At 57.4% G+C, this 22,187-nt stretch carries 19 protein-coding genes; 14 read left to right on the top strand and 5 right to left on the bottom strand.

What is annotated here, in order from left to right:
• Nucleotides 1-170: 170 nt before the first annotated feature.
• Nucleotides 171-3,317, top strand: a complete 3,147-nt coding sequence (locus tag IEU99_RS02605; protein ID WP_128889460.1) for a bifunctional [glutamine synthetase] adenylyltransferase/[glutamine synthetase]-adenylyl-L-tyrosine phosphorylase — start codon at nt 171-173, stop codon at nt 3,315-3,317.
• Here IEU99_RS02605 and IEU99_RS02600 read toward each other — a convergent pair.
• Entirely contained in the window at nt 3,314-3,889 is a 576-nt protein-coding gene (locus IEU99_RS02600; RefSeq protein ID WP_128889461.1) for a nitroreductase family protein, read from the bottom strand. The two genes, IEU99_RS02605 and IEU99_RS02600, sit on opposite strands and share 4 nt — an antisense overlap.
• 360 nt (nt 3,890-4,249) lie before the next feature.
• Here IEU99_RS02600 and IEU99_RS02595 point away from each other — a divergent pair, with 360 nt between their 5' ends.
• The 5 genes from IEU99_RS02595 (at nt 4,250) to IEU99_RS02575 (ending at nt 7,732) form a co-directional block, all read left to right on the top strand.
• Complete coding sequence (locus IEU99_RS02595) at nt 4,250-4,498, top strand: Cgl2226 family protein (RefSeq protein ID WP_229718348.1); 249 nt, start codon at nt 4,250-4,252, stop codon at nt 4,496-4,498.
• 95 nt (nt 4,499-4,593) lie between these two features.
• On the top strand, nt 4,594-6,036 hold the full coding sequence (gene thrC / locus IEU99_RS02590; protein ID WP_128889463.1) for a threonine synthase: 1,443 nt from the start codon (nt 4,594-4,596) through the stop codon (nt 6,034-6,036).
• 5 nt (nt 6,037-6,041) lie between these two features.
• Nucleotides 6,042-6,194 (top strand): hypothetical protein, encoded by a 153-nt coding sequence (locus IEU99_RS02585; protein WP_164931143.1) that lies wholly within the window; start codon nt 6,042-6,044, stop codon nt 6,192-6,194.
• The gene (locus IEU99_RS02580; RefSeq protein WP_128889464.1) at nt 6,194-6,730 is read left to right on the top strand and encodes an NUDIX hydrolase; all 537 of its coding nucleotides are present in this window, start codon (nt 6,194-6,196) and stop codon (nt 6,728-6,730) included. Before IEU99_RS02585 ends, IEU99_RS02580 begins: the two co-directional genes overlap by 1 nt.
• 84 nt (nt 6,731-6,814) lie before the next feature.
• Nucleotides 6,815-7,732, top strand: coding sequence for a DMT family transporter (locus IEU99_RS02575; protein ID WP_229718347.1), 918 nt, complete (start codon nt 6,815-6,817; stop codon nt 7,730-7,732).
• Nucleotides 7,733-7,742: 10 nt separating this feature from the next.
• Here IEU99_RS02575 and IEU99_RS02570 read toward each other — a convergent pair whose 3' ends face one another.
• Both IEU99_RS02570 and IEU99_RS02565 read right to left on the bottom strand, forming a co-directional pair.
• Nucleotides 7,743-8,969 (bottom strand): acetyl-CoA C-acetyltransferase, encoded by a 1,227-nt coding sequence (locus IEU99_RS02570; RefSeq protein ID WP_128889465.1) that lies wholly within the window; start codon nt 8,967-8,969, stop codon nt 7,743-7,745.
• Between the two features lie 9 nt (nt 8,970-8,978).
• Nucleotides 8,979-9,764 carry an IclR family transcriptional regulator gene (locus IEU99_RS02565; RefSeq protein WP_128889466.1) on the bottom strand — a complete coding sequence of 262 codons (786 nt, stop codon included), beginning with the start codon at nt 9,762-9,764 and terminating at the stop codon, nt 8,979-8,981.
• Nucleotides 9,765-9,893: 129 nt separating this feature from the next.
• On the opposite strand from IEU99_RS02565, the gene IEU99_RS02560 reads away from it, so the two are divergent.
• Together IEU99_RS02560 and IEU99_RS02555 are read left to right on the top strand one after the other, a co-directional pair.
• Nucleotides 9,894-10,637, top strand: a complete 744-nt coding sequence (locus IEU99_RS02560) for a CoA transferase subunit A (RefSeq protein WP_128889467.1) — start codon at nt 9,894-9,896, stop codon at nt 10,635-10,637.
• Nucleotides 10,638-11,279 carry a 3-oxoacid CoA-transferase subunit B gene (locus IEU99_RS02555; RefSeq protein ID WP_128889468.1) on the top strand — a complete coding sequence of 214 codons (642 nt, stop codon included), beginning with the start codon at nt 10,638-10,640 and terminating at the stop codon, nt 11,277-11,279.
• Between the two features lie 106 nt (nt 11,280-11,385).
• Here the strand turns inward: IEU99_RS02555 and IEU99_RS02550 are convergent, their stop codons facing one another.
• A complete protein-coding gene (locus IEU99_RS02550; RefSeq protein WP_128889469.1) occupies nt 11,386-12,747 on the bottom strand; it encodes an MFS transporter in 1,362 nt (453 codons plus the stop codon).
• A gap of 501 nt (nt 12,748-13,248) precedes the next feature.
• On the opposite strand from IEU99_RS02550, the gene IEU99_RS02545 reads away from it, so the two are divergent.
• From IEU99_RS02545 to accC, 3 genes are all read left to right on the top strand, one after another.
• Nucleotides 13,249-14,799, top strand: a complete 1,551-nt coding sequence (locus IEU99_RS02545; RefSeq protein ID WP_128889470.1) for a hydroxymethylglutaryl-CoA lyase-like TIM-barrel protein — start codon at nt 13,249-13,251, stop codon at nt 14,797-14,799.
• 2 nt (nt 14,800-14,801) lie between these two features.
• Nucleotides 14,802-15,332 (top strand): acetyl-CoA carboxylase biotin carboxyl carrier protein, encoded by a 531-nt coding sequence (gene accB, locus IEU99_RS02540; RefSeq protein ID WP_128889471.1) that lies wholly within the window; start codon nt 14,802-14,804, stop codon nt 15,330-15,332.
• Nucleotides 15,333-15,398: 66 nt separating this feature from the next.
• The gene (gene accC, locus IEU99_RS02535) at nt 15,399-16,763 is read left to right on the top strand and encodes an acetyl-CoA carboxylase biotin carboxylase subunit (protein ID WP_128889472.1); all 1,365 of its coding nucleotides are present in this window, start codon (nt 15,399-15,401) and stop codon (nt 16,761-16,763) included.
• 138 nt (nt 16,764-16,901) lie between these two features.
• Here accC and IEU99_RS02530 read toward each other — a convergent pair whose 3' ends face one another.
• A complete protein-coding gene (locus tag IEU99_RS02530; RefSeq protein WP_128889473.1) occupies nt 16,902-17,849 on the bottom strand; it encodes a PDR/VanB family oxidoreductase in 948 nt (315 codons plus the stop codon).
• Nucleotides 17,850-18,109: 260 nt separating this feature from the next.
• Between IEU99_RS02530 and IEU99_RS02525 the strand changes: the two genes are divergently transcribed.
• The 3 genes from IEU99_RS02525 (at nt 18,110) to IEU99_RS02515 (ending at nt 22,153) form a co-directional block, all read left to right on the top strand.
• Entirely contained in the window at nt 18,110-19,450 is a 1,341-nt protein-coding gene (locus tag IEU99_RS02525; protein ID WP_229718345.1) for an oxygenase MpaB family protein, read from the top strand.
• Nucleotides 19,451-19,479: 29 nt separating this feature from the next.
• Nucleotides 19,480-20,655: an oxygenase MpaB family protein gene (locus tag IEU99_RS02520; RefSeq protein ID WP_128889474.1), complete on the top strand. Its 1,176-nt coding sequence runs from the start codon at nt 19,480-19,482 to the stop codon at nt 20,653-20,655.
• Nucleotides 20,656-20,776: 121 nt separating this feature from the next.
• Nucleotides 20,777-22,153, top strand: coding sequence for an NAD-dependent succinate-semialdehyde dehydrogenase (locus tag IEU99_RS02515; RefSeq protein WP_128889475.1), 1,377 nt, complete (start codon nt 20,777-20,779; stop codon nt 22,151-22,153).
• The last annotated feature ends 34 nt before the right edge of the window (nt 22,154-22,187 follow it).

The raw sequence follows: 22,187 nt of genomic DNA, 5'->3' as shown, positions 1-22,187 counted from the left end.
CCGGGTTTGGATCGTTCAGCGCAGCGTGATCGGTGCGGTCAGTGTGACGTGATCGGGCCGGTCAGCGCGGATGGCCCAACTCGGCTCATAGCCCAGAGCCAAGGCCTAGCAATACCGACGAAGTTCAGCCTGCCCCGTGCCCCACATGGAAGGAAAATGAGGCAAAAGCAATGAGCCAACAGCCAACCAATACTCGCAAACCAGTCAGAGGCCCCCTGCCCTCGGTGAGCGCGCTTGGCTTTCATGGTCAGCATGCAGCAAAGGATCTTGAGTGGCTGGGCTGGTGGAATGAAGCCTCCCTGCCACTTTTGTGGGCCTTAGCCGGTACCGCCAATGAAGACCTCGCGTTGAACTCCTTGATTCGCTTCATGGAGGCGCTTGAACCCCAAGAGCGCGAAGAAGTGGATCAGGCGATCAGAAGCAACGTGGTGTTCCGCGTTCGCCTCTTCGCCCTTCTGGGCGGATCATCGGTGCTCGGCGATCACCTGGTAGCCCACCCGCACCTATGGCGCGACTTGGAAAAACCGATGCCGCACCGCGCTGGGATGTTCGTGGAATTGCTCGGCTGCGTTCAAGCAAAGCCAGCGCAATTTGAACAAACTCCACCAGAAGACGCAGAGCTTTCCTTCGGCATGTCGTTTGCTACCGAGGATCCCGCCATCGATGAGTGCTCTACTGCTGGAACCTACTGCGCAGGAATCGGTGGAACCGAGGCTGAGGTCATTCTGAGAAAGACCTATCGCAATCTGCTGCTGCGCATCGCCGCCGTTGATCTTGCAGGCACCTACCTAGAAGACCCTCGTAGGGAAGGGCAGCCGGAGGTAGATTTCAGCGTCGTCACCGCAACACTGGCTGATCTCGCAGATGCAGCCCTCACTGCGGCGCTGGCAGTGGCAGTGCGCAATACCTATGGCGATGAACCACTCGATACCCACCTTGCGGTGTTGGCGATGGGCAAATGTGGCGCCAGGGAATTGAATTACATCTCGGATGTCGACGTCATCTTCGTTGCCGAACCCCCAAGCCCAGCCGCCACCAAGCTCGCAGGGGAATTCATCCGAATTGGTTGCCGTAGCTTCTTCGAAGTCGACGCAGCCCTTCGGCCGGAAGGCAAACGCGGTGCGCTCGTGCGCACGCTCGATTCCCATGTTGCCTACTACAAGCGCTGGGCGGATACCTGGGAATTCCAAGCGCTGCTCAAGCACCGACCCATGACGGGCTACATTCCGCTTGCACAGCAATACTCCAACGCCATTTCTCCTTTGGTGTGGAACGCCAGCCAGCGTGACTCTTTTGTGGATGATGTGCAGTCGATGCGCCGGCGGGTATTAGAAAATGTGCCTTCCGCGCTGAAATCCCGCGAGCTGAAGTTGGGCGAGGGCGGTCTACGCGATGTGGAATTCGCGGTGCAGCTTTTGCAGCTCGTGCACGGTCGCACCGATGAATCGCTGCACACCTTGGCTACCGTCGACGCACTCTCGGCGCTGGTAGAAGGTGGCTATATTGGCCGCGAGGACGGCGCTGAACTGACTCGCGCCTATGAGTTTTTGCGCTTGCTGGAACACCGCCTGCAACTGCATAAAGTCAAGCGCACCCACACCCTTCCTGCGCCGCAGGACCAAAAGAACCTGCGCTGGCTCGCGCGCTCTGCTGGTTTCCGTAGCTCCAAACAGGGCAGTGCCATCGATGCGATGGATGAACAACTGCGCAAGGTGCGCCTGCACATCCAAAACCTGCACCGCAAACTGTTCTATCGTCCGCTGCTGAACTCGGTGGCAGTGATGGATGCCGACACCATCAAGCTTTCCCCCGAGGCAGCCAAACTGCAGCTCGGAGCACTCGGATACAAATTCCCCGACCGTGCCTTTGAGCATCTGCAAAAGCTGGCGGCAGGTTCGAGCCGCAAAGCGAAAATTCAGAGTATGCTCCTGCCAACCCTGATGGAGTGGCTATCGCAAACTGCAGATCCCGATGCCGGATTGCTGAATTATCGCAAACTCTCCGAGGCGTTGAATGATCAAACCTGGTTCCTCAGGATGCTTCGCGACGAAGGCATCGTGGGACAACGCCTGATGCGAATACTTGGCAATTCCCCCTATGCCTCGGACCTGATTCTTTCTACACCCAACGTGATTAAGCAATTTGGTGATGGCGCAAGTGGCCCCAAACTGCTTGATACCAAGATCGGTACCGTGTCGAAGTCGCTAGTGGCTGCTGCCGGGCGCCACGAAAATCCCAAGAAGGCGATTGCGATTGCGCGTTCACTACGCCGCAAAGAGCTCGCACGCATCGCCAGCGCAGACCTGCTGAACATGATGGAAGTAGAAGAAGTCTGCCGCGCTTTGTCCTATGTGTGGGATGCCGTATTGGAAGCAGCCTTGGGTGCAGAGATCCGCGCGTCGGTGGCGGAAGAAGGCCTTGAACAGCCACCTGCCCGTATTGCTGTGATCGGTATGGGGCGCCTCGGCGGCGCAGAACTTGGCTATGGCTCCGATGCCGATGTGATGTTTGTGTGCGAGCCAGTCGAAGGCGTGGAAGAAAACCAAGCTGTGAAGTGGGCCATCTCGGTGTGCGATCGCATGCGCCAGCGTTTGGCAAAACCGAGCGGCGATCCTCCGCTGGAGGTCGATCTTGGGCTTCGTCCTGAAGGGCGCTCGGGTGCGGTGGTGCGCACGCTGGAATCCTATGAGCGTTATTACGAGCGCTGGGGTGAAGTCTGGGAAATCCAGGCGCTGCTTCGCGCCACCGGCATTGCCGGTGATGTGAAACTCGCCGAACGTTTCCTCCTGATGATCGACCGCTTCAGGTATCCCGACGCTGGGGTGACGCAAAAAGTCATCCGTGAAGTGCGCAGGATGAAGGCCAGGGTGGATAATGAGCGCCTGCCACGAGGGGCCGACCCGAAGACACATACAAAGCTAGGCCGTGGTGCCCTTACCGATATTGAGTGGACCGTGCAGTTACTTACCCTGATGCACGCGCACAATGTTCCGGAGTTGCGTAATACCTCAACTCTGGAATCGCTCGATGTGATTGCTGATCAGCAATTGTTGGAAAAAGAAAAGGTAGAAACGCTTAAAGAGGCCTGGCTTGCGGCCACCGAGGCGCGCAATGCGATTGTGCTGGTCCGAGGAAAGCGTGTGGATCAACTGCCGCAACCAGGGCCACAGCTTGCTGCTGTGGCTGGTGCTGCAGGGTGGAATCCCGAGGACTATCAAGAGTTCCTAGAGCACTACTTAAGGCTCACCAGACGTGCGCGCCAGGTCGTCGATGAAGTGTTCTGGGGTGAGGCGATGCCCACCGAAGATGAGCGCTAGTAGCGGTTGTTAATACGGCGGTTGGCGGCCCTGCCTGGGTGCTCTGGTGTTTCCGCCGGGTATCCCATGCCGATAACCAGGCCGATGCCACGGTCTTCGCGGCCGCCAAGACCAATCGCCTGCAGCACCTTCGACTCATCCCAGCCGGTGGTGGGGGAGGTGGCAAGACCTTCTCCCTGGGCAGCGATAAGAGCAAAGCCTGCCAGCAGCATGGCATCTTTCATCGCAGTTTCACGCAGTGCTGCCTGATCGAGTTTGCCAAGGTAGCCGCGGACGAACTCGGCGCGCTGAGCGCCAAGGATCTCCTCGAGATCTTCAGGAATATCTGCGCGGGCGACGCTAATCAGTACCGCCGGTGCATCACGCAATTGTGCCTGGCCGGAGGCCTCGTACAGGGCATCTTTGACGTCCTGGTCGCGCACCACCACGAGGTCTGCTCGCTGGGCATTAAAAGCCGATGGGGCTTCCAAGGTGAGCTCTACTACCTTGTTCAGTACCTCATCGCTAATGGGTTGCTCGCTATATGCCCTGGTGGCGCGGCGGCTACGGATGGCTTCTTCAACAGTTCGCATTCTTAGCTCCTTAGGGCCTAAGCCCCTTCTAGGTGATGAATCAACAATAATGTAGAACCCGCCGGCTCGTGATGCAAACACCCAGGCTGGCCAGACTTTTCCTGGACCGGTTGTTCCTGGCGCGGCTGTTCCGAGCCCTGTTGTTCCTGACCCTGTTGTTCCTGACCCGGCCCGGTTGTTTCCGGCCCGGCTGTGCTGCAAAAACTTGGGCGGGCGATGTCTCACCCTGCGGCTCCGCTTGTGCCACTGGCCGGGTGTCAGCTTCGCCGCGCTTGTGCTGTGGCCTTGTTCGGTGTTGGCCCAGGTGCCGAGTGTGGGAACGATCCGAGCGGCTCACACGTTGAAGCAAATATGATCAACATGAGTTTAGATCTTGAAGGCGCAACCATCGGCGAGCTGCAAACCTTCCTGCGTGCAGTCGAATCAACTGGTGCAAAAAGCCGCACCCCACTGCAACTGGAGGGCACGGTGCTCAGCGTGCGCGCCGAGGCTGAACAAGCTCGCGGTGCAGCGGGGCCATTGCCGAAGGTTGAAGGTGATAAACCGCTTGGCGATCAAGCACTGAAATCAATCATCGACGCCCTGGTCAACCGGGCCACTGGCGCTTAACTCAAGGCCATGTTCGCTATCCGTCGTGGCATATTGGGTGCGCCTGCTGGGCTGGTGTGCCTTGCTTTCCCGCGATGCCCGCTAGGGTAGTAGCCGTGAAATATATTTCTACGCGTGATGCTTCCCAGACCCCAGCGAGTTTTAGCGACATTTTGATTGCAGGCTTAAGCCCCGACGGCGGCTTGTATCTGCCTGAGCACTATCCGCAGATCGATGGTGCCCAACTTGATCAGTGGCGCAAGCTTCTTGCTGAGCAGGGTTATGCAGCATTGGCAGCCGAGGTGCTCAAGCTCTTCGTCGATGACATTCCCGCCGAAGATCTTGAAGGTATTGCTGCGCGTGCTTATACCACGCAGAAGTTTGCCCACGAGGACATCGTTCCCGTCTCGCACCTGGAAGATCGCATCTATCTCGGCCACCTTTCTGAAGGCCCGACGGCTGCATTTAAAGACATGGCCATGCAGATGCTTGGCGAGTTATTCGAATACGAGCTTGCTCGCCGCGGCGATACGCTCAATATCCTGGGCGCAACCTCAGGCGATACCGGTTCTTCTGCTGAGTACGCGATGCGCGGCCGCAAAGGCATCCGCGTTTTTATGCTCACCCCGAAAGGTCGCATGACGCCGTTCCAGCAGGCTCAAATGTTCGGCCTTGATGATCCCAACATTTTCAATATCGCCCTCGACGGTGTGTTTGATGATTGCCAAGACGCAGTCAAGGCCGTGTCTGCTGATGCCGACTTCAAGCGCGTGCAACGCATCGGTGCCGTCAATTCCATTAACTGGGCTCGTTTGATGGCGCAGGTGGTGTACTACATTTCCACCTACCTCCGCATGACTGATAGCAATGAGCAAAAGCTAAGCTTCGCGGTTCCTACCGGCAACTTTGGCGATATTTGTGCAGGACACATTGCGCGCCAGATGGGCTTGCCAATCGACCGTCTGATCGTTGCCACCAACGAAAATGACGTCCTTGACGAGTTCTTCCGCACCGGCAATTATCGCGTTCGCAGCTCGGCGGACACCTTCGAAACCTCTTCGCCTTCGATGGATATCTCGCGCGCCTCGAACTTCGAACGCTTCATCTTCGATCTGCTCGACCGCGATGCCGAGCGCACCGCTGAGCTCTTCGGGCAAAAAGTCAAGCAAGGCGGTTTCTCGCTTGTCGACGACCCAGCGTTCCCCAAGGCAGCGCAAGACTATGGCTTTGCGTCTGCTACCTCCACCCACGCCGATCGAGTGGCCACGATTCGAGATTGCTACGAGCGCACCGGCACGTTGATTGATCCGCACACCGCGGACGGCGTCAAGGCCGCTCGCGATTGGACTGAGCAGGTAGCAACCCCCATCGTGGTGCTCGAAACCGCATTGCCGGTGAAGTTTGCCCAAACCATCAAAGAATCAATCGGTGAAGAACCAGAGATTCCCGAGCGCTTTGCAGGAATTATGGACGCTGAGCGCCACGTTGCTGATCTGCCGAATGATCCCGAGGCAGTCAAGCAGTACATCCTTGATTCCATTGCAGCATCGGAGGTGTAGTCGAAATGGCACAAGAACGCACGGCACCGGCGGAGTACTTCAATGAATTCGATCCCGCAGCGCTGGTAGAGCAACTCAAAAACGGTGCCCTCCAACAGGAAGAGGATGAATCGGCAACCGCCGAGGCACACCACGACGCCCAGAAGGAGCAAGACTAGTGGCCACCCCGGAATTCGTGTTGAAGCTGCGCGAGAAAATCGGCAATGACATGCTCTTTATGCCAGGCGTGACTGCCGTTGTCATCCGCGATGTTCCTGAAGGGGCTCCAATCAGTGCCGTCCCCGAGGTGCTCTTGGTCAAACGCGCCGATAACGATCAGTGGACGCCGGTTACTGGCATCGTTGATCCCGGTGAGGAACCACATATCGCTGCGGTGCGTGAGGTCAAAGAGGAAACCGGCCTTGACGTTCAGGTGGAGGCATTGTTGGGCGTTGGCGCAGCAGGCCCTGTGACCTACCCGAATGGCGATCAGGCTAGCTATATGGATACCGCGATGCGGTGTTCCGTTATCGGCGATGATCCACCCAGCGTTGGTGATGATGAGAACACTGAGGTGGCTTGGTTTTCCATCATGCAGATGCCGCCGATGAGCCCTCGTTTCCGCCTTGTCATTGGGGATGCGGTAGCACAATTGCGCCGTCCAGAGGGCTTCAGGCCTCGTATGGGATTTCAAAAGCGCGACCGCCAGCGCTAAAACCTGAAGGTGCTGAGTACCCGCTAGGCTTGGTCTAGGTCACAGTTTTCCTGGCCGATACGCCAATAGCGGGGAGGAGCGCTTGTGCTGTTATTAATCTGCGCCGTCCTAGTCGGGGCGGTGGTGCCAATCCAAACGGGGATTAACACCCGTTTGCGGCAATCGGTGGGCTCACCGATTATCACCGCAACCTACAGCTTCATTATCGCGGTGGCGTCGGTGGCGCTGCTGATGGCCATCGCCAGAAATAATCTCCTTGGCCGGCTCGATTCGTTGATCGGTCAACCCTGGTGGCTGTGGCTAGGTGGGTTTATGGGTGTTGCCTTCATCGTGGGCAATATCGTGATCTTCCCACGTATCGGCGCGGTGCAAACGGTCATTTTGCCCATTCTCGGTCAGACCTTCATGGGGCTCTTCGTCGACGCTTTCGGGCTCTTCCACTATCCCAGCATCCCTATGACGCCCGCGCGCCTTGGTGGCGCTGCCATCGTGTTATTGGGCGTAGCGTGCGTGCTTGAGCTTCCACGCCGTGGCGCAGGTGGGCGCACAGAAGGTGCACACACGTGGGCATGGCGTTGCTTCGCGGTGGCCATTGGGATGGGCTCTGCAACCCAAACTGCCGTCAATGGTCAGCTTGGTCGCGTGCTGGATTCACCGATCCTCGCGGGCGAAATTTCGCTCGTCGTGGGGCTTGTTTTGCTCTTGGCTCTCAGCGCTGCTGTGATCTGGCGGGGCAATGCGAAGGTTCGCCCTGCTTCAGGCCCCTGGTGGATGTGGCTTGGTGGCGTGCTCGGAGCGGCCTTTGTTATTGGCGGTGCCACTCTTGCCCCAATCATTGGCACCGGCACGATGGTGATCGCCTCCATTTCCGGTGCCATGATTACCGGTCAAGTACTTGAACTTCGTGGAGCCTTTGGAGCACCACGCACCAAGATCAGCGCGATCAGAATCATTGGTTTGGTGCTGATCTTTGGTGGCGTGAGCTTGGTGCGTTTTAGTTAATCGGTTTGGGCTAGGCGTCTTCGCGCTCAATCACCGCGGCGAGGCCTTGGCCTCCACCGATGCACATGGTCACCAGTGCGCGGTGCAGCGATTCGCGCTGCATGGTGTGCGCCGCCGTTACCATCAGGCGAGCGCCGGTTGCACCAACGGGGTGTCCGAGCGAGATGCCGGAACCGAGCGGATTGACGCGAGGATCTTCAGCATCAATACCCCAATGCTCAAGGCAGGCCAATGCCTGAGCGGCGAATGCCTCGTTGAGCTCGATGAGGTCGATATCGTCAAAGCTCAAGTCGAGGCGAGCAAATAGCTTTTCGACGGCAGCCACGGGCCCAATGCCCATTGTCTCCGGAGGAACACCTGCCACAGCCCAGCCGCGCAGACAGACGCTGATATCAAGACCCAATTCCTGAGCCTTTGCTCGAGTGGTCACGATCATCGCTGCTGCGCCATCGTTTTGGCCAGAGGCATTGCCCGCGGTCACGGTGGCCTCTTCATCGCTGCGACCCATCACAGCTCGCAGCTTGCTCAAAGACTCCTCGGTGGTGCCGGGGCGAATGTGGGCGTCTTGGTCAAAGACCACCGGCTCGCCCTTGCGCTGAGGAATCTCCACCGGCACGATCTCCTCGGCAAAAATGCCGGACTCCTGCGCTTTGGCTGCCCGCTCATGGGATGCAGCAGCGAAGGCATCCTGTGCCTTGCGGCTAATGCCGTATTCGCGACGAAGATTCTCGGCGGTTTCAATCATGCCACCGGGGATGGGGTGGTTCTTACCACCGGCGGTTTCACGCGCCTGGGCCAGTCGGTCGCGAAACACCATGTTGCCTCCCTTTTTACCCCAGCGCACATCAGCATCAACGGTGTATTCGGTACGCGACATCGACTCCGCGCCACCGGCAATAATGAGCTCGGCTGCCCCGGACGCGATATGGGCTGCTGCCGTGGCAATGGCTTGCAACCCGGAACCGCAGCGTCGATCAAGCTGCATACCCGGCACCTGGTTGCCAAGGCCGGCATTGAGAGCCACCACGCGACCAAGGGCCGGTGCAGCGCCATTGGGTGAAGCCTGACCAAGAATCAGATCGTCGATGACGGCGGTGTCGATCTGGGTTTCGTCGATAATTGCCCGAACCACGGCAGTAGCAAGATCTTCAACCGGGACGTTGACGAGCTCCTTGCCGTAGCGGCCGACGGCGGTGCGCTTGGGGTGGCAGATAACAATATCGGAAGGATTAGACATGGCCTTCTCCTAAGAAATGGTGGGGGAGGAAAGTGTTGTATTACGAAGATCGTTCGAGATCGCTTGGCAGGTGTTGAGCAAAGCGGGAAGAAAGCGGGTGCGCAATTCTTCCTCCTCGTGCATGGCGTAGGGGGTGGAGATATTCACAGAGGCAACGAGGCGTCCCTCGTGATCATGCACAGGGCCTGCAATGGACCTCAACCCTAATTCGAGTTCTTGGTCCACGATGCACCAACCCTGATCACGCACTTGTGCGATTACCTTAAAAAGCTCAGATTTTTTGCTAATTGTTTTCGGGGTAATCGCCTTGATGGTTGTGGCCTGCCAGTAGGCGTCGAAAGCCTTCTCGTCGAGGCCGGCGAGCAGCACGCGCCCCATCGAAGTGGCATAGGCAGGAAAGCGGGTACCGATTGTGATTGAGGTGCTCATAATCTTGCGTACCGCAGCACGGGCAACGTACACCACATCTGGACCATCGAGCACGCTGAGTGAACACGACTCATCCACTTCGCGCGAGAGCTGCTCGATATGCGGCTGCGCAATAGTGGGAAGTCCCAGGCTAGAGAGGTAGGCGTAGCCTAATTCCAGCACTTTTGGGGTGAGCCAAAACTCGCTGCCGTTGGTGGAGGCATAGCCTTGAGCCATCAAAGTGTGAAGGAAACGGCGGGCCGTCGCGCGTGCAAGCCCGGTAGCTTCCGCCACTTGGGCGAGCGTTTGGCGCGGGTGTTGTTCATTAAAAGCGCGAATTACTGCTAGCCCGCGAACCAGCGATTGCACCTCCGCAACCTCAGCCATCGTGCCTACTTTCTTCTTGCTCGAAGCTCCAAAATGTGAAGCGTTGTGGGGTTAAGACTAGCGCATTTTCCCTAAATGTGCGCACAGAGAACCCTTGTGCATTATGTGAACAGCGGATACCATGGACACATGTTGGACAAGGTATTGAAAGACGTGAAAGAAGCCGTCGCTGATATTCCTGAAGGCGCCTCGATCGCCGTCGGCGGCTTTGGTTTGGTGGGCATTCCCGCCCGGTTGATCGAAGGACTGCGTGAACTCGGCGTCGGCGAGCTCACCATCATCTCCAATAACCTCGGTACCGACGGCTTTGGGCTCGGTCTTCTCCTTGAAGATAAGCGCATCGCCCGCTCGATCGGTTCCTACCTCGGCACAAATAAGGAATACGCTCGCCAGTACCTGGCCGGCGAGCTTACCGTCGAGTTCACTCCTCAAGGCACGCTTGCGGAGCGCATGCGTGCAGGTGGTGCCGGAATTCCTGCCTTCTACACCAAAGCAGGTGTGGGCACTCAGCTTGCAGAAGGTGGCATCCCGACTCGCTACAACCCCGACGGCAGCGTGGCGCAGTACTCCAAGCCGAAGGAGATCCGCGAATTCAACGGCGAGGCCTATGTCTTAGAAGAGGGCATCCGCGCGGATTTCGCCTTCGTGCATGCACACAAGGCCGATCGTTACGGCAACCTGCGTTTTAACAAGACGGCTCAAAACTTCAATCCCGATGCTGCGATGTGCGGTCGCATCACCATCGTGCAGGCAGAACATGTAGTAGACCAGTTGCTTCCAGAAGAGATCGATCTCCAAGGCATCTTCGTGGATCGCGTGGTCGAGGTAGGCCCTCAAGAAACTGGTATCGAATTCAGGACGGTGAAAAAGTAAATGGCTTGGACACGTGAACAAATGGCGGCTCGGGTTGCGCAAGAACTCGAAGACGGCCAGTACGTCAATCTCGGCATTGGTATGCCCACGCTCATTCCCGACTACCTGCCCGAGGGGCGCGAGGTTGTCCTGCACTCCGAAAACGGCATCCTCGGAGTGGGCGCGTACCCAGAAGACGACAAGGTTGATCCCGAGCTGATCAACGCCGGCAAGGAAACCATCACCGTGGCCCCCGGTGGCTCCTTCTTCTCCTCTTCCCAGTCCTTTGCCATGATCCGTTCGCGCTCAATCGACGTCGCAGTCCTTGGCGCAATGGAAGTATCCCAGCACGGCGATCTGGCCAACTGGATGATTCCCGGCAAGATGGTCAAGGGCATGGGTGGCGCGATGGACCTGGTGCATGGCGCAAAGAAGATCATCGTGATGATGTTCCAAGTATCCAAGCACGGCGAATCCAAGATCATGGAAGCCTGCAAGCTGCCACTGACTGGAGCCAAGTGCGTAGACATGATCGTGTCTGATCGCGCTGTGTTCCGCGTGGACGCTGAACAGGGACTCACCCTGCTTGAGTGCGCCGAAGGCGAGACGGTTGAATCGGTGCGCGAGGCAACCGACGCTCCCTTTGAAGTAGCGCTGCTCTAAACCAAAAGCATCAGGCCCGGCTTAAGCATCTTCGTTGCTTGAGCCGGGCCTTCGGCATGAACAAGGCCACCCGCTTGGGCGGGTGGCCTTTGATGTGTTCTTTTCGCTAGGCGTGCTGGAGCTCGATGCCCTTGGTTTCTGGCAAGAAGCGCATGGAGATCAAGGTGAGCAGGCACAGGATGATGACGTACACCGACGACATCCAAGCAAGGTCGCGGGCGACAAACATCTGGAAGATGTATGGGGCAGTACCACCGAAGACCGCCACCGAGATGGAGTACGCCAGGCCGATGCCCTTGGTGCGTTGGTTGGTGGGGAATACCTCCGACATCACCGATGCCAAGAGTGCACCACCGGCGGAAACAACAACCAGGGCAACGGTGGATGCCACAAGCAGCGTCCAGGGGCGAGAATCAATCAGATTCATCATGGGAAGCTGCAAGATGGCGAGCAGGACAGCGAAGGTGTAGATCACTGGCTTGCGGCCAATACGGTCCGAGAGTCGTCCCCACAGTGGCAGTGAGATCAGCGCGATCACCTGTGCAACCACGGTGACCCAGTAGGTGCCCTGGGTGCTCATGCCTTCGTGCTTGATGGCGTAGGTAGATACGTAGGAAGACCAGGTGTAGTGCGAGCTTGTCACACCGGAGACCATGCCGATAACCAACAGGATCGATACCAGTACGGAGTGCTTCTTGCGCTGCTTTACCTGCACAAAGCGGGGGTCTGGGTGGGGGAGGTTATCGTGGTGCTCCTCGCGTGCCTCGGTGGCAGAAGCGGGCTTATTCGACTGCTCGTACACCTCAGATTCCTGCATGTGGCGACGCATGATCATCGCAATCACCGCGGCAACAGCACCCAAAAGGAAGGGGATGCGCCAGCCCCAGGAAGCGATCTGCTCTTCGCTGAGTACCAGGGAGATCATGCCACCAAGGGTGTAGGCAATCACGGAGCCTCCGAAGATGGCAACGTAGACCAAGCTGCCCCATTGGCCGCGCTTGTGCTTCGGTGCAATTTCGGGGATGTAGGAGTTCGCTGCCGCCGATTCGCCACCGTGGGCAAAACCCTGAAGGACGCGAATGATAAGCAAGCCGAGGGATGCCCACACGCCGATGCTCTCGTAGGAGGGCAAGATGCCGATGACGACGGATGCTGCGGCCATCATCAAGATGGTCGTCATCAACACATTCTTGCGACCCTTTTTATCGGCGATGATGCCGAAGATGATGCCACCGAGCGGGCGTGCAAGGAAGCCGATGGCGAACACACCGAAGGTGGCTAGCAGTGCGGAGGTGGGGTTCGACTTATCAAACATCGCCGCTGCGATAAATGGCGCGAATACGGCATAGGAGCTCCACTCGTACCATTCGAGGAGCTGCCCTACGACGGATGCTCCGAGGGATTTGCGATCGCCGTCTTTCGCCTTGGCCTGTGGCGAGTGGGGTGATGTGGTACTCACGCTCGTCATATTTCCTCCAAAGTGTGATCTGAATTGCGTCGAACTGTAGCAGCAGTCACAAGGTTCGGAACATGGCTTTCTACTGCTGTTTGTGGCCGAAGATGTGCGAAAGGTGTCACGCTTAGGCTTTTTTACTGCCTTGAGCAGGGTTTTTAGGCCGCGCCGGGTGTGATCAAAAGTGTTCGCATAATGAACCCGTGTGCGCCTAGTGACCCCAGATGGGGGTATGTTCGGACATTCTTCGGGATGATTTTTCGCCTGAAGCCTCAAAAGCCGGGGTGAGAAAAAGCGCTAAATTGCCAGCTAGATACCTATGTGTGGGTGAGATGCACAAGGGCGGGAGTGAATTTGGTGCACTTTAGACGTGAGGTGTGGGACACACTGCTAGGTAGGCTGTGATTTGTAAGCACGGACTTTGCAACTGGACTCACGACCTTGCTTGCTTGAGAAGAGTTCGAAAGTTCAACAACGCCAAACAATTTCAGCGCACAACACGTTGTAGGAGGCACGATGGCTGGCTTAAGCCCAGAAGAACTCAGTACCGAAACCATCGCGGAGATCTTTGCCGCAGGTGGTCGCCCCGCCGACAGCATGGGCGAAATCAAGATTGTGGATACCACCTTGCGTGATGCGCACCAGAGCATCTGGGCCACTCGCATGACCACCGATCACATGATGTCGATCATCGATGACCTGTCGCATGCAGGCTTCGAGCACGTGGACCTCGTGGCTCCCATTCAGTTCGACGTGCCGGTGCGTTACCTCAAGGAAGATCCCTGGGAGCGTGTGCGCAAGATTCACCAGGCCGCACCGCACATGAAATTCCGTGCGATGATCCGATCGAAGAACCTCGCGTCCTTCGACTTTCTGCCGGATGATGTGATCATCAACTGGATCGACCGTCTCTACGCCAACGGCTTCCGCGTCATCGGTTCCTTCGACGGCCTCAACGACATGGACAACATCGTTCCCGGCCTGGTGCACGCGAAGGAACTCGGCGCTGAAACCTACGGTTGCCTTGCGTACTGCCTGAGCCCGGTGCACACCGATGAGCTCTACATTGAAAAGGCCAAGGAGCTCGTCGAGCGTGCCGATGTTGATCGCATCATGCTCAAAGACGCCGGCGGCCTGCTCACCCCGGACCGTATCCGCACCATCATTCCTGCGATCCGCGAAGCCATTGGCCCGGACCGCACCCTGGAGCTGCACACCCACAGCCTGACCGGTGTGTCTCCGCTGGTGTACATCTTCGCCGCGGAGCTGGGCGTGAACGCCATTCACTGCTCCACGGAGCCTTTGGCCAATGGTCCCGGCCAGCCAGGCACCTTGCGTATGGCTCGCGATCTGCGTGCTCTCGGCTACACGGTCAATATCGATGATGAGCGCCTTGAGCGAGTCTCTGATCGGATCCGCGAGATCGCAGATCTCGAGGGCAAGCCTTTGGGTCAGCCTCGCGCATACGACGGTCTGCACTACATGCACCAGCTCCCCGGCGGCATGCTCACCAACTTCGAGTCCCAGCTTGCTACCGCAGGCTTGGAGGATCGCTTTGAAGAGCTGCTCTACGAAACCGCTCGCGTGCGCAAAGAGCTTGCATACCCGATCATGATCACGCCTTTTGCCCAGTTCGTCGGCACTCAGGCCGTGATGAACGTGATCTCCGGCGAGCGCTACAGCTCGGTGCCGAATGAGATTAAGAAGTATGTGCTTGGCTACTACGGCGAACCACTTGCTCCTATCGAGCCTGAGGCTTTGGAGAAGATCCTTGCCAACGGTTCGGCACAAATTCCTGAAGAGCGTCCCACCTTGGAGCCGATGATGCCCGGGCTCAAGGAGCGCTACCCCGATGAGGACATCGACACCCTGCTGCTGCGCGCGATGTTCGCTGGTTCGCAAGTCGATGCCATGAAGGAAGCCGTAGCCAATGGCACCAGTGGCGATGAAGCCCCTGGCGGACACCTGGCGGCACTGGTACAGGAGATGTACAACGTTGCCGAAAAGGGCCAGTTCTCCATCAAAGCCAACGACCTTGAAATCAACCTCACCAAAGGAGAGAAGTAACCATGTCTGAGACCACCAACCTCCAAGAACTCAAAGCCCTGCTCAAGTGGGTCAACCTCGCTGACGACATTCAAGAGCTCAAGGTCAAGCACGGCGATATTGAACTCGCCATGTCTCGTACCCCCGGTGGACTGAACCAGGCACCGGCACCTGCTGCTCCTCCTGCACCTCCTGCGCCTGCAGAGGCTCCCGCACCTGCTCCTGCTGCCGAGGAAGCTCCCGCGCAGCCTGAAAAGGCTCCGGCTCCTGCTGAGCCCCAGCCCTCCGCTGAAGCTCAGGCACCAAGCGGTGATGGGGAAGTAGTGAAGTCGCCCATGGTGGGTACCTTCTATGCTGCTCCGCAGCCTGGTGCTCCGGCCTTCGTCAAGGTTGGCGATGAGGTTGAGGTAGGCCAGGTGCTGTGCATCGTTGAGGTTATGAAGCTGATGAACAACATCGAGGCCAAGGTGGCAGGCACCGTGACCGAGATCCTGGTTGAAAACGAAGACGCTGTTGAGCACGGCCAGCCGCTCATGGTGATCGATCCGAAGTAATTAAGCGTTGGGCCTCGTGTTCGTGCGAGGCCCTCGTGCCATCGTTATCGAAGGAAAAGAGCAACCATGACCGAATTACTCAATAGCGTGCTGATTGCCAACCGTGGCGAGATCGCGCTGCGCATCATCCGCGCATGCAAAGAGCTGGGGATTAAAAGCATCCTCGCCTACTCGGAGGGCGACCGTGACTCCCTACCGGTCAAGCTCGCTGATAAGGCGGTGTGCATCGGCCCGGCCAATGCTGCCAAGAGCTACAACAGCCCAGAACTGATTCTTTCTGCTGCCATGGCCTTTGGTGCAGAAGCCATCCACCCCGGCTATGGCTTCCTTTCTGAGAAGGCCGACTTTGTCAAGATGGTGGAAGAAGAAGGCATCACCTTCGTCGGTCCCGCCGCTGAGCACATCGCGCTTATGGGCGACAAGATTCAGGCAAAGAAGATCGCCAAGAAGGCCGGCGTGCCCACGGTCCCTGGTTCAGACGGAGTTGTGTCTGAGCCTGAAGAGGCCCTGCAGATTGCCAAGGAGACTGGCTTCCCCTTGCTGATCAAGGCCGCAGCCGGTGGTGGTGGACGCGGTATGCGCGTGGTTAATAGCGAAGAGACCTTGGAAAAGGACCTCAAAGAGATCATGTCGGAGGCCCAAACCGCCTTCAACGATCCCTCGGTATATATCGAGCGCTATCTCACCGATATCCGCCACATCGAGATCCAGGTGCTTGCCGACGGTGAAAACGTCGTCGCCCTTGGAGAGCGCGACTGTACCTCTCAGCGTCGTAATCAGAAGCTGATCGAAGAGGCTCCTTCACCAGCCATCGACGAGGAGCTGCGTGCAGGCCTCGAAGAGGCAGCGATCAACCTGTGTAAAGAGGTTGGCTATCGCAACGCTGGCACCATCGAGTTCGTCTTCGACAATATTGAGCGCAAGTATTACTTCATTGAGATGAATACTCGCATCCAGGTGGAGCACCCCGTCACCGAGATGGTCACCGGTGTGGATCTCATCCAGGAGCAGCTTCGTATTGCTTCTGGCCAGAAGCTTCGCCACACCCAGGAAGATGTGCAGATCAACGGCCACGCCATCGAGTGCCGTATTAATGCTGAGGATCCCACGCAGAACTTTGCGCCGCGTCCCGGCAAGATCGAGCACTTCCGCCAGCCGGGTGGTTTTGGAGTGCGCATGGATACCCACATTGAGGCTGGGTACACCATTCCGCCCTTCTACGACTCCATGGTGGGCAAGCTCATTGTGTGGGCTGAAACCAGGGATGAGGCCATTGCGCGCATGCTTCGTGCCATCGATGAGATGGACGTGGGCGATGTCGTTACCACCGCTCCCTTCCAGGCCACCTTGCTTGATAGTGAGCAGTTCCGTTCAGGTGAATTCAACACAGGCTATGTAGCCAAGATGCTTGAGGCAGGCATCGAGTTGTAGCACCTGTTGCGATATACCCCGGGTCGAGCTTTTCGACGCCGGGGCATTCGCATTGCCTAAATGCTGTTCACAATACGAACGTGCACAATATGAATTTGATGCGGTGGCTGCTTGCTTGCAACCACCGCAATCGGGTGCCTAGCGCCTGCGATTAATTCTTTCTAGATGCAGTTCGGGGGAGGTGGCCCTCGATACGCAGGTGGCAAAATATCCGTCTTTATGTTGCTGATCGCTCAGCACAGAATCGCGATGGAGGGGTTCGCCGCCTACCACCCTCATCACGCAGTTGCCACAGGTTCCTTCTTCGCAGGAAGAAAGGACGGGAATATCTTCGGCGTCAAACACCGATAACACGCTCTGATCAGCGGGAATCTCATATGTTTCGCCTTCGAATTTCACCACAAATGACAAGGTTTCACCACGGTGAAGCACCTCAGGGTCGGCCTCAAAGGCTTCATAGTGAATACGTTCTTTTGCCAAGAACTCAGCAGCCACAGATCGTGCGGTATCCATAAACCCAGTCGGGCCACAGACATAGACGGCTGTGTCGTCCGGGCTTTGGCTGAGTAAACGTCGATAAAGCGCAGGCTGTACATCGCGCCTACCGCTTCCAAACACCGGAATAAGCGCATCCTGGTGTTCCTGCGCTAATTCATCAAAGAATGCTGCCTGCTCTTCGCTGCGGGCGAAATATAACAGGGTGTACTTCGCGCCTCGGGCTTTGAGTGACCGTGCCATGGAATAAATCGGCGCAATGCCCACTCCGGCTGCGATCAACACATAGAAGCTTGCGTGATAATCCAATTCGAAATTATTCCGTGGCTCGGAAATCTCGAGTTCTTCACCGACCTTGATCTGGTGCAGCGCTTTCGAACCGCCACGGGAATCGGGCTCTAATTTCACCGCAATGCGGTATTCATTGCTATCCGCGGAACATAGGGAATATTGGCGGATAATGCCCTGGTCAAGGGTGATATCGATATGTGCCCCTGGTTCATATGGCGCAAGTGTGGTGCCACTTTTTGGCTGCAGGCTCATAATGGCGATATCGCCGGTGTGTTGGATCTGAGAAACAGTCACTTTCATGGCGCATCCTTTGTGCAAAGTGCTTGATAGCTAGCGGTGTGTTTGTGGGAATCTTCCAAAGCTTGCAACTCATTTGCTGTTTTTCCGGCCCATTTTTGGCAATCATCGAAGAATCATTGCAGCGAAGTGTGAGCTAGATTAAACTTCGGAATATGATCTGAGTTACAAAGTCAGATTACTTAGGATCCCAATCACGCACAGCGTCCTGATCCCAAACTTTACTCCATTTCCACTGCAGCTTCTTCCCCTAGGAGGACAAAGTGACTGCACCATACAACCTGGAAGTGCTTCCTCGTTCGGAAAATCCCTACGAGGATTATCGCTACTTCTACCGCGATGGCATGCCCCTTCGCCCCGCGCCTGAACGACGCACCGAGAAACCATCGTGGAGCACGTTGCGCCACAACCTCTTTGACCGTTGGCATGACGTCAAAGACGACTGGAGCTACAACAATCCTCAAACGCTCCTGCTCGACGACCACATGTGGCAAACCGATGAGCAAGGCGCAGCCGTTGCCGAGATGTTTAAACGTGTTGGTGCACAAAAAGGTCGTGCGGACTTCGAAATCGCATTGAACCAGGGCATTGACAAGGTTGAAAATCCCGAGCCGGAACTCGTCGAACTCTTTAAGCAAATCGACAATATCCCGTCCTGGATCGACCTTGAGGCAGCAGAGCGCGGCCGCGTTGCCTACTACAACGTCACCCCAAGCGCGGAGCTGCTGTCCATTGCCTTTGCGTACTGGGCCACCGCGATGGAAGACCGTACCTCCGCCGCCACCGCTGAAACGGCCATGTTTGAAAACCAGGCCATGCAGCGTGTGCTGGAAACCGTCAAGTTCTTCGTCGACCTTGGGCGCGATGACGTATTTGATCGCTATAGCCCCGGCCTGAAGGCAGCGGTGCGCGTGCGCATCGCCCACGCACAGGCCAACCGTGGCCTGGAGCGTTTGTGGGGTCCTGAGCACTACAACACTTATGGTCGCCCCATCGGTTCAAGCTTCCTCGTCTCCGGCGAGGGCTGGTTCGCCCTCATGCCGATCGCAGTGGATGAATTCTTCGGCCGCCCTCACTCCGGTCAGGAATGGGACGATGTGGCCATGTACTGGGCATACGTGCTCTACATGATGGGCGCAGAAGAGCGCATCATTCCCAAGACCGGCGACGAGATGCGAAAGATGACCGACTTCATTTACGCCAACGGCGGAATGAGCTCGAGCTATCGCGTCCAGATTGCCAATGCGCTCATGGGCGTATTGGAAGAGCTCGACGAGAAACTCCCGGTCAACGTGCTTGCGGCGCTGTCTACCATCATCGGCGAGCACGACACCCGCTACATGGTGCGCGGCACCAAGTGGGAGGACGCAAAGATCAAGCTCATCGCCAAGGCCTTTACCGCAAAGGCAAAGGCTGAGGCCCTCGCGTACCGCATCAAGGATCAACTACCCGGTGCCGAGGAGCGCAAGATCCGCAAGGCCCACGACGGTAAGCCACCGTGGATGGACATTCTGGAAGTGCAAGAAAAGCATATTCGCGAGAACAAGCTGAAGGTGGACGTCACCTACGCGCTTCACGATGAATCTGAAGTTTCAAAGCACTAAGCACACCACCTGAAGAATCGGAGCATGCAATGAATCAACCAAATACTTGGCCCCCAAAGCGCGGTAGCCAACAGGAGTTTGCAAAGGCTCACGGCGAGGAGCTGGCACAGCGCTACCAAGAAGCCTTCTGGGCAATGGATCCGGTGGCAGACGCAATTTTCGCCTCCGATCACTCCGTGCGCGAGATCATGCCGAATCTGCGTGAGGCGCTGCAGCGTGGTCACGCAGATGAGAACACCTTCCCCGAGGTGGCTGCACTGATCGACGACATGAAAAAGGCCCTCGAGGGCATCGACGAGGAACAGCTCGAACGCGGTCGCAGGGTGTACCTGTCCATCCCGCCGCTGGCTCACGGTATCGCGCTTGGACCGGGCTCGCTGGTACACACCTACTCCACGCCCTCCATTGCTGATGTGTTGGTCAATACCGGCGAACTCACCGTCGGCGCCGTCAAGCGCCTGGCCTACACCACCAACTGGACCTACTCGCTGTACCTCACCGACGGCCTACAGCCAGGCGGCCTAGGTTTCTACCACACGGGCATGGTTCGTGCGATGCACGCGCATGTGCGTCGTGTGCACAACAAGCGCGGCTTCGACTACAGCGACTGGGGCTCACCGATCAATGAGTTCGACATGCTGCGCACCTGGCTGGACTTCACCATCATCCCCTATGCGGGACTCGAGAAGATGGGCTGGAAGCTCAGCCAAGAAGAGCAGCGCGACGCCTTCTACCTGTGGAAGGTTGTCGGCCGCATGGTCGGTATCCCCAGCGATCTGATCGAGCCGCTGGATGATATTGAGAGCACTCAGCCCTATCTCGATGCTGTTCACGAGATTGATGGCGAACCCAATGAGAACTCTCAGGCGCTGGTAGACGCACTCATGCACGGCTTCGTGGTGAACGCTCATGCCATCACTGGCCTGCCGGAAGATTCACTCAAGGAGTGGACTGAGGCACATGTGCGTATCATTCACGGTGATGGGCCTGCTGAAGCGTATGGCATTGCCACAACGAACATGCAACCCATCTTGGAGATGTCGGTGCCAACGGTGCAGCAACGTTTCGATCTGCTTCGTGCAAACCAAGAGGCTTTGGATGAAGAGATCAAAAACAATGAGCAGATGCTCAAGGACTTGCTCGATCCGGAAGCCTCCTACCTCAAGCAGGATGATGGCGTGAAGACGGCAAGCACCGCGAGCTAATCACTGGATGCGGGCCACGCTCGCACCCACTAGCTTCGGGTCGAGGAATCGGCCCCAAGCAAGCGAGATCCCTTAGACAACCAACATCACTTCAAAACAAGAGAAAGGAACATAGATCACTATGTCTCTTACCTACCGTGTGCAAAACCCCGTCAACAACGAGGTTGTGGAGGAATTCGAAACCGCAACTGATCAGCAGATCCAGGATGTGCTGGCAGCTTCCGCCGAGGCTTTCAAGTCTTGGGCAAAGACCTCCTATGCCGAGCGCGCCGAGATCCTCAACCGCGCTGCTGACCTCCTGCGTGAGCGTCGTGCAGAGCTAGCCAAGATCGCTGCCGAGGAGATGGGCAAGCCCACCCCGGCCGGCGAGTGGGAGATCAACTTCGCCGCAGACATTATCCAGTTCTATGCCGACCGTGCAGAAGAGCACAACGCAGATACCCCGATCGAAGGCGTCGAGGGCGGCAAGGCCATCATGCGCCGTCTGCCACTCGGCCCGCTGCTCGGCATCATGCCGTGGAACTACCCCTTCTACCAGGTAGCTCGCTTCGCCGGCCCGAACTTGATGAACGGCAACACGGTGATTCTTAAGCACGCCGAGATCTGCCCGAAGTCTTCTGCAGCCATCGCCGATATCTTTGAAGAGGCCGGTCTGCCCGAGGGTTGCTTCATCAACGTCTACGCTTCCCACGATCAGATCAGCACCATCATCGAGGATCCCCGCATCCAGGGTGTGTCGCTCACCGGTTCCGAGCGCGCAGGTTCTGCTGTTGCAGCCCAGGCTGGTAAGGCACTGAAGAAGTGCGTGCTTGAGCTCGGCGGCACCGACGCCTACATCATCCTCGACAGCGATGACATCAAGCAGGCTGCTGCCGATGCTTGGGAGAAGCGCATCGAGAACGTTGGCCAGGCATGTACCTCGAATAAGCGCATCATCGTCATGAGCGATATCTACGACGAGTTCGTCGACGAGATGGTTCGCATTGCAGAGTCCTACAAGCGCGGTAACCCCCTCGAGCCCGGCGAGAACGAGTACTACCCCGTGTCCTCGCGTCAGGCTGCTGAAAACCTTGACGACCAAGTCAAGCGTGCAGTTGCCGCTGGTGCGAACCTGCGCACCGGTGGTGAGTTGGACGAAAAGGGTGCATACTTCAGCCCCGCCGTGCTCACCGACGTGCCAGTTGGCTCCGAGTCCTTCTACGAGGAGTTCTTCGGCCCCATCGCAGAGATCTACTCCGTGGACTCCGAGGAAGAGGCAATCGCCCTTGCCAACGACTCCCACTACGGTCTTGGCGGCGCAGTCTTCTCCACCGACGAGGAGCGCGCAAAGCGTGTGGCATCGCAGGTTGAAACCGGCATGATCCACGTGAACCTGGGTCAGGCTTTCAGCGCCGCCTTGCCCTTCGGTGGCATCAAGAACTCCGGCTTCGGCCGCGAGCTCTCCACCCTGGCTCTGGATGAGTTTGTGAACAAGCAAACCTTCTACGTCAACGACTAATCGCTGACGAAGCCAAATAACTAAAAGTGCCCGG

The sequence above is a fragment of the Corynebacterium pelargi genome (genome assembly GCF_014635485.1).
Lineage (GTDB): Bacteria > Actinomycetota > Actinomycetes > Mycobacteriales > Mycobacteriaceae > Corynebacterium > Corynebacterium pelargi.
Note: the sequence above shows the minus strand (reverse complement) of the source record. Positions and strands in the feature narration are given on the sequence as shown.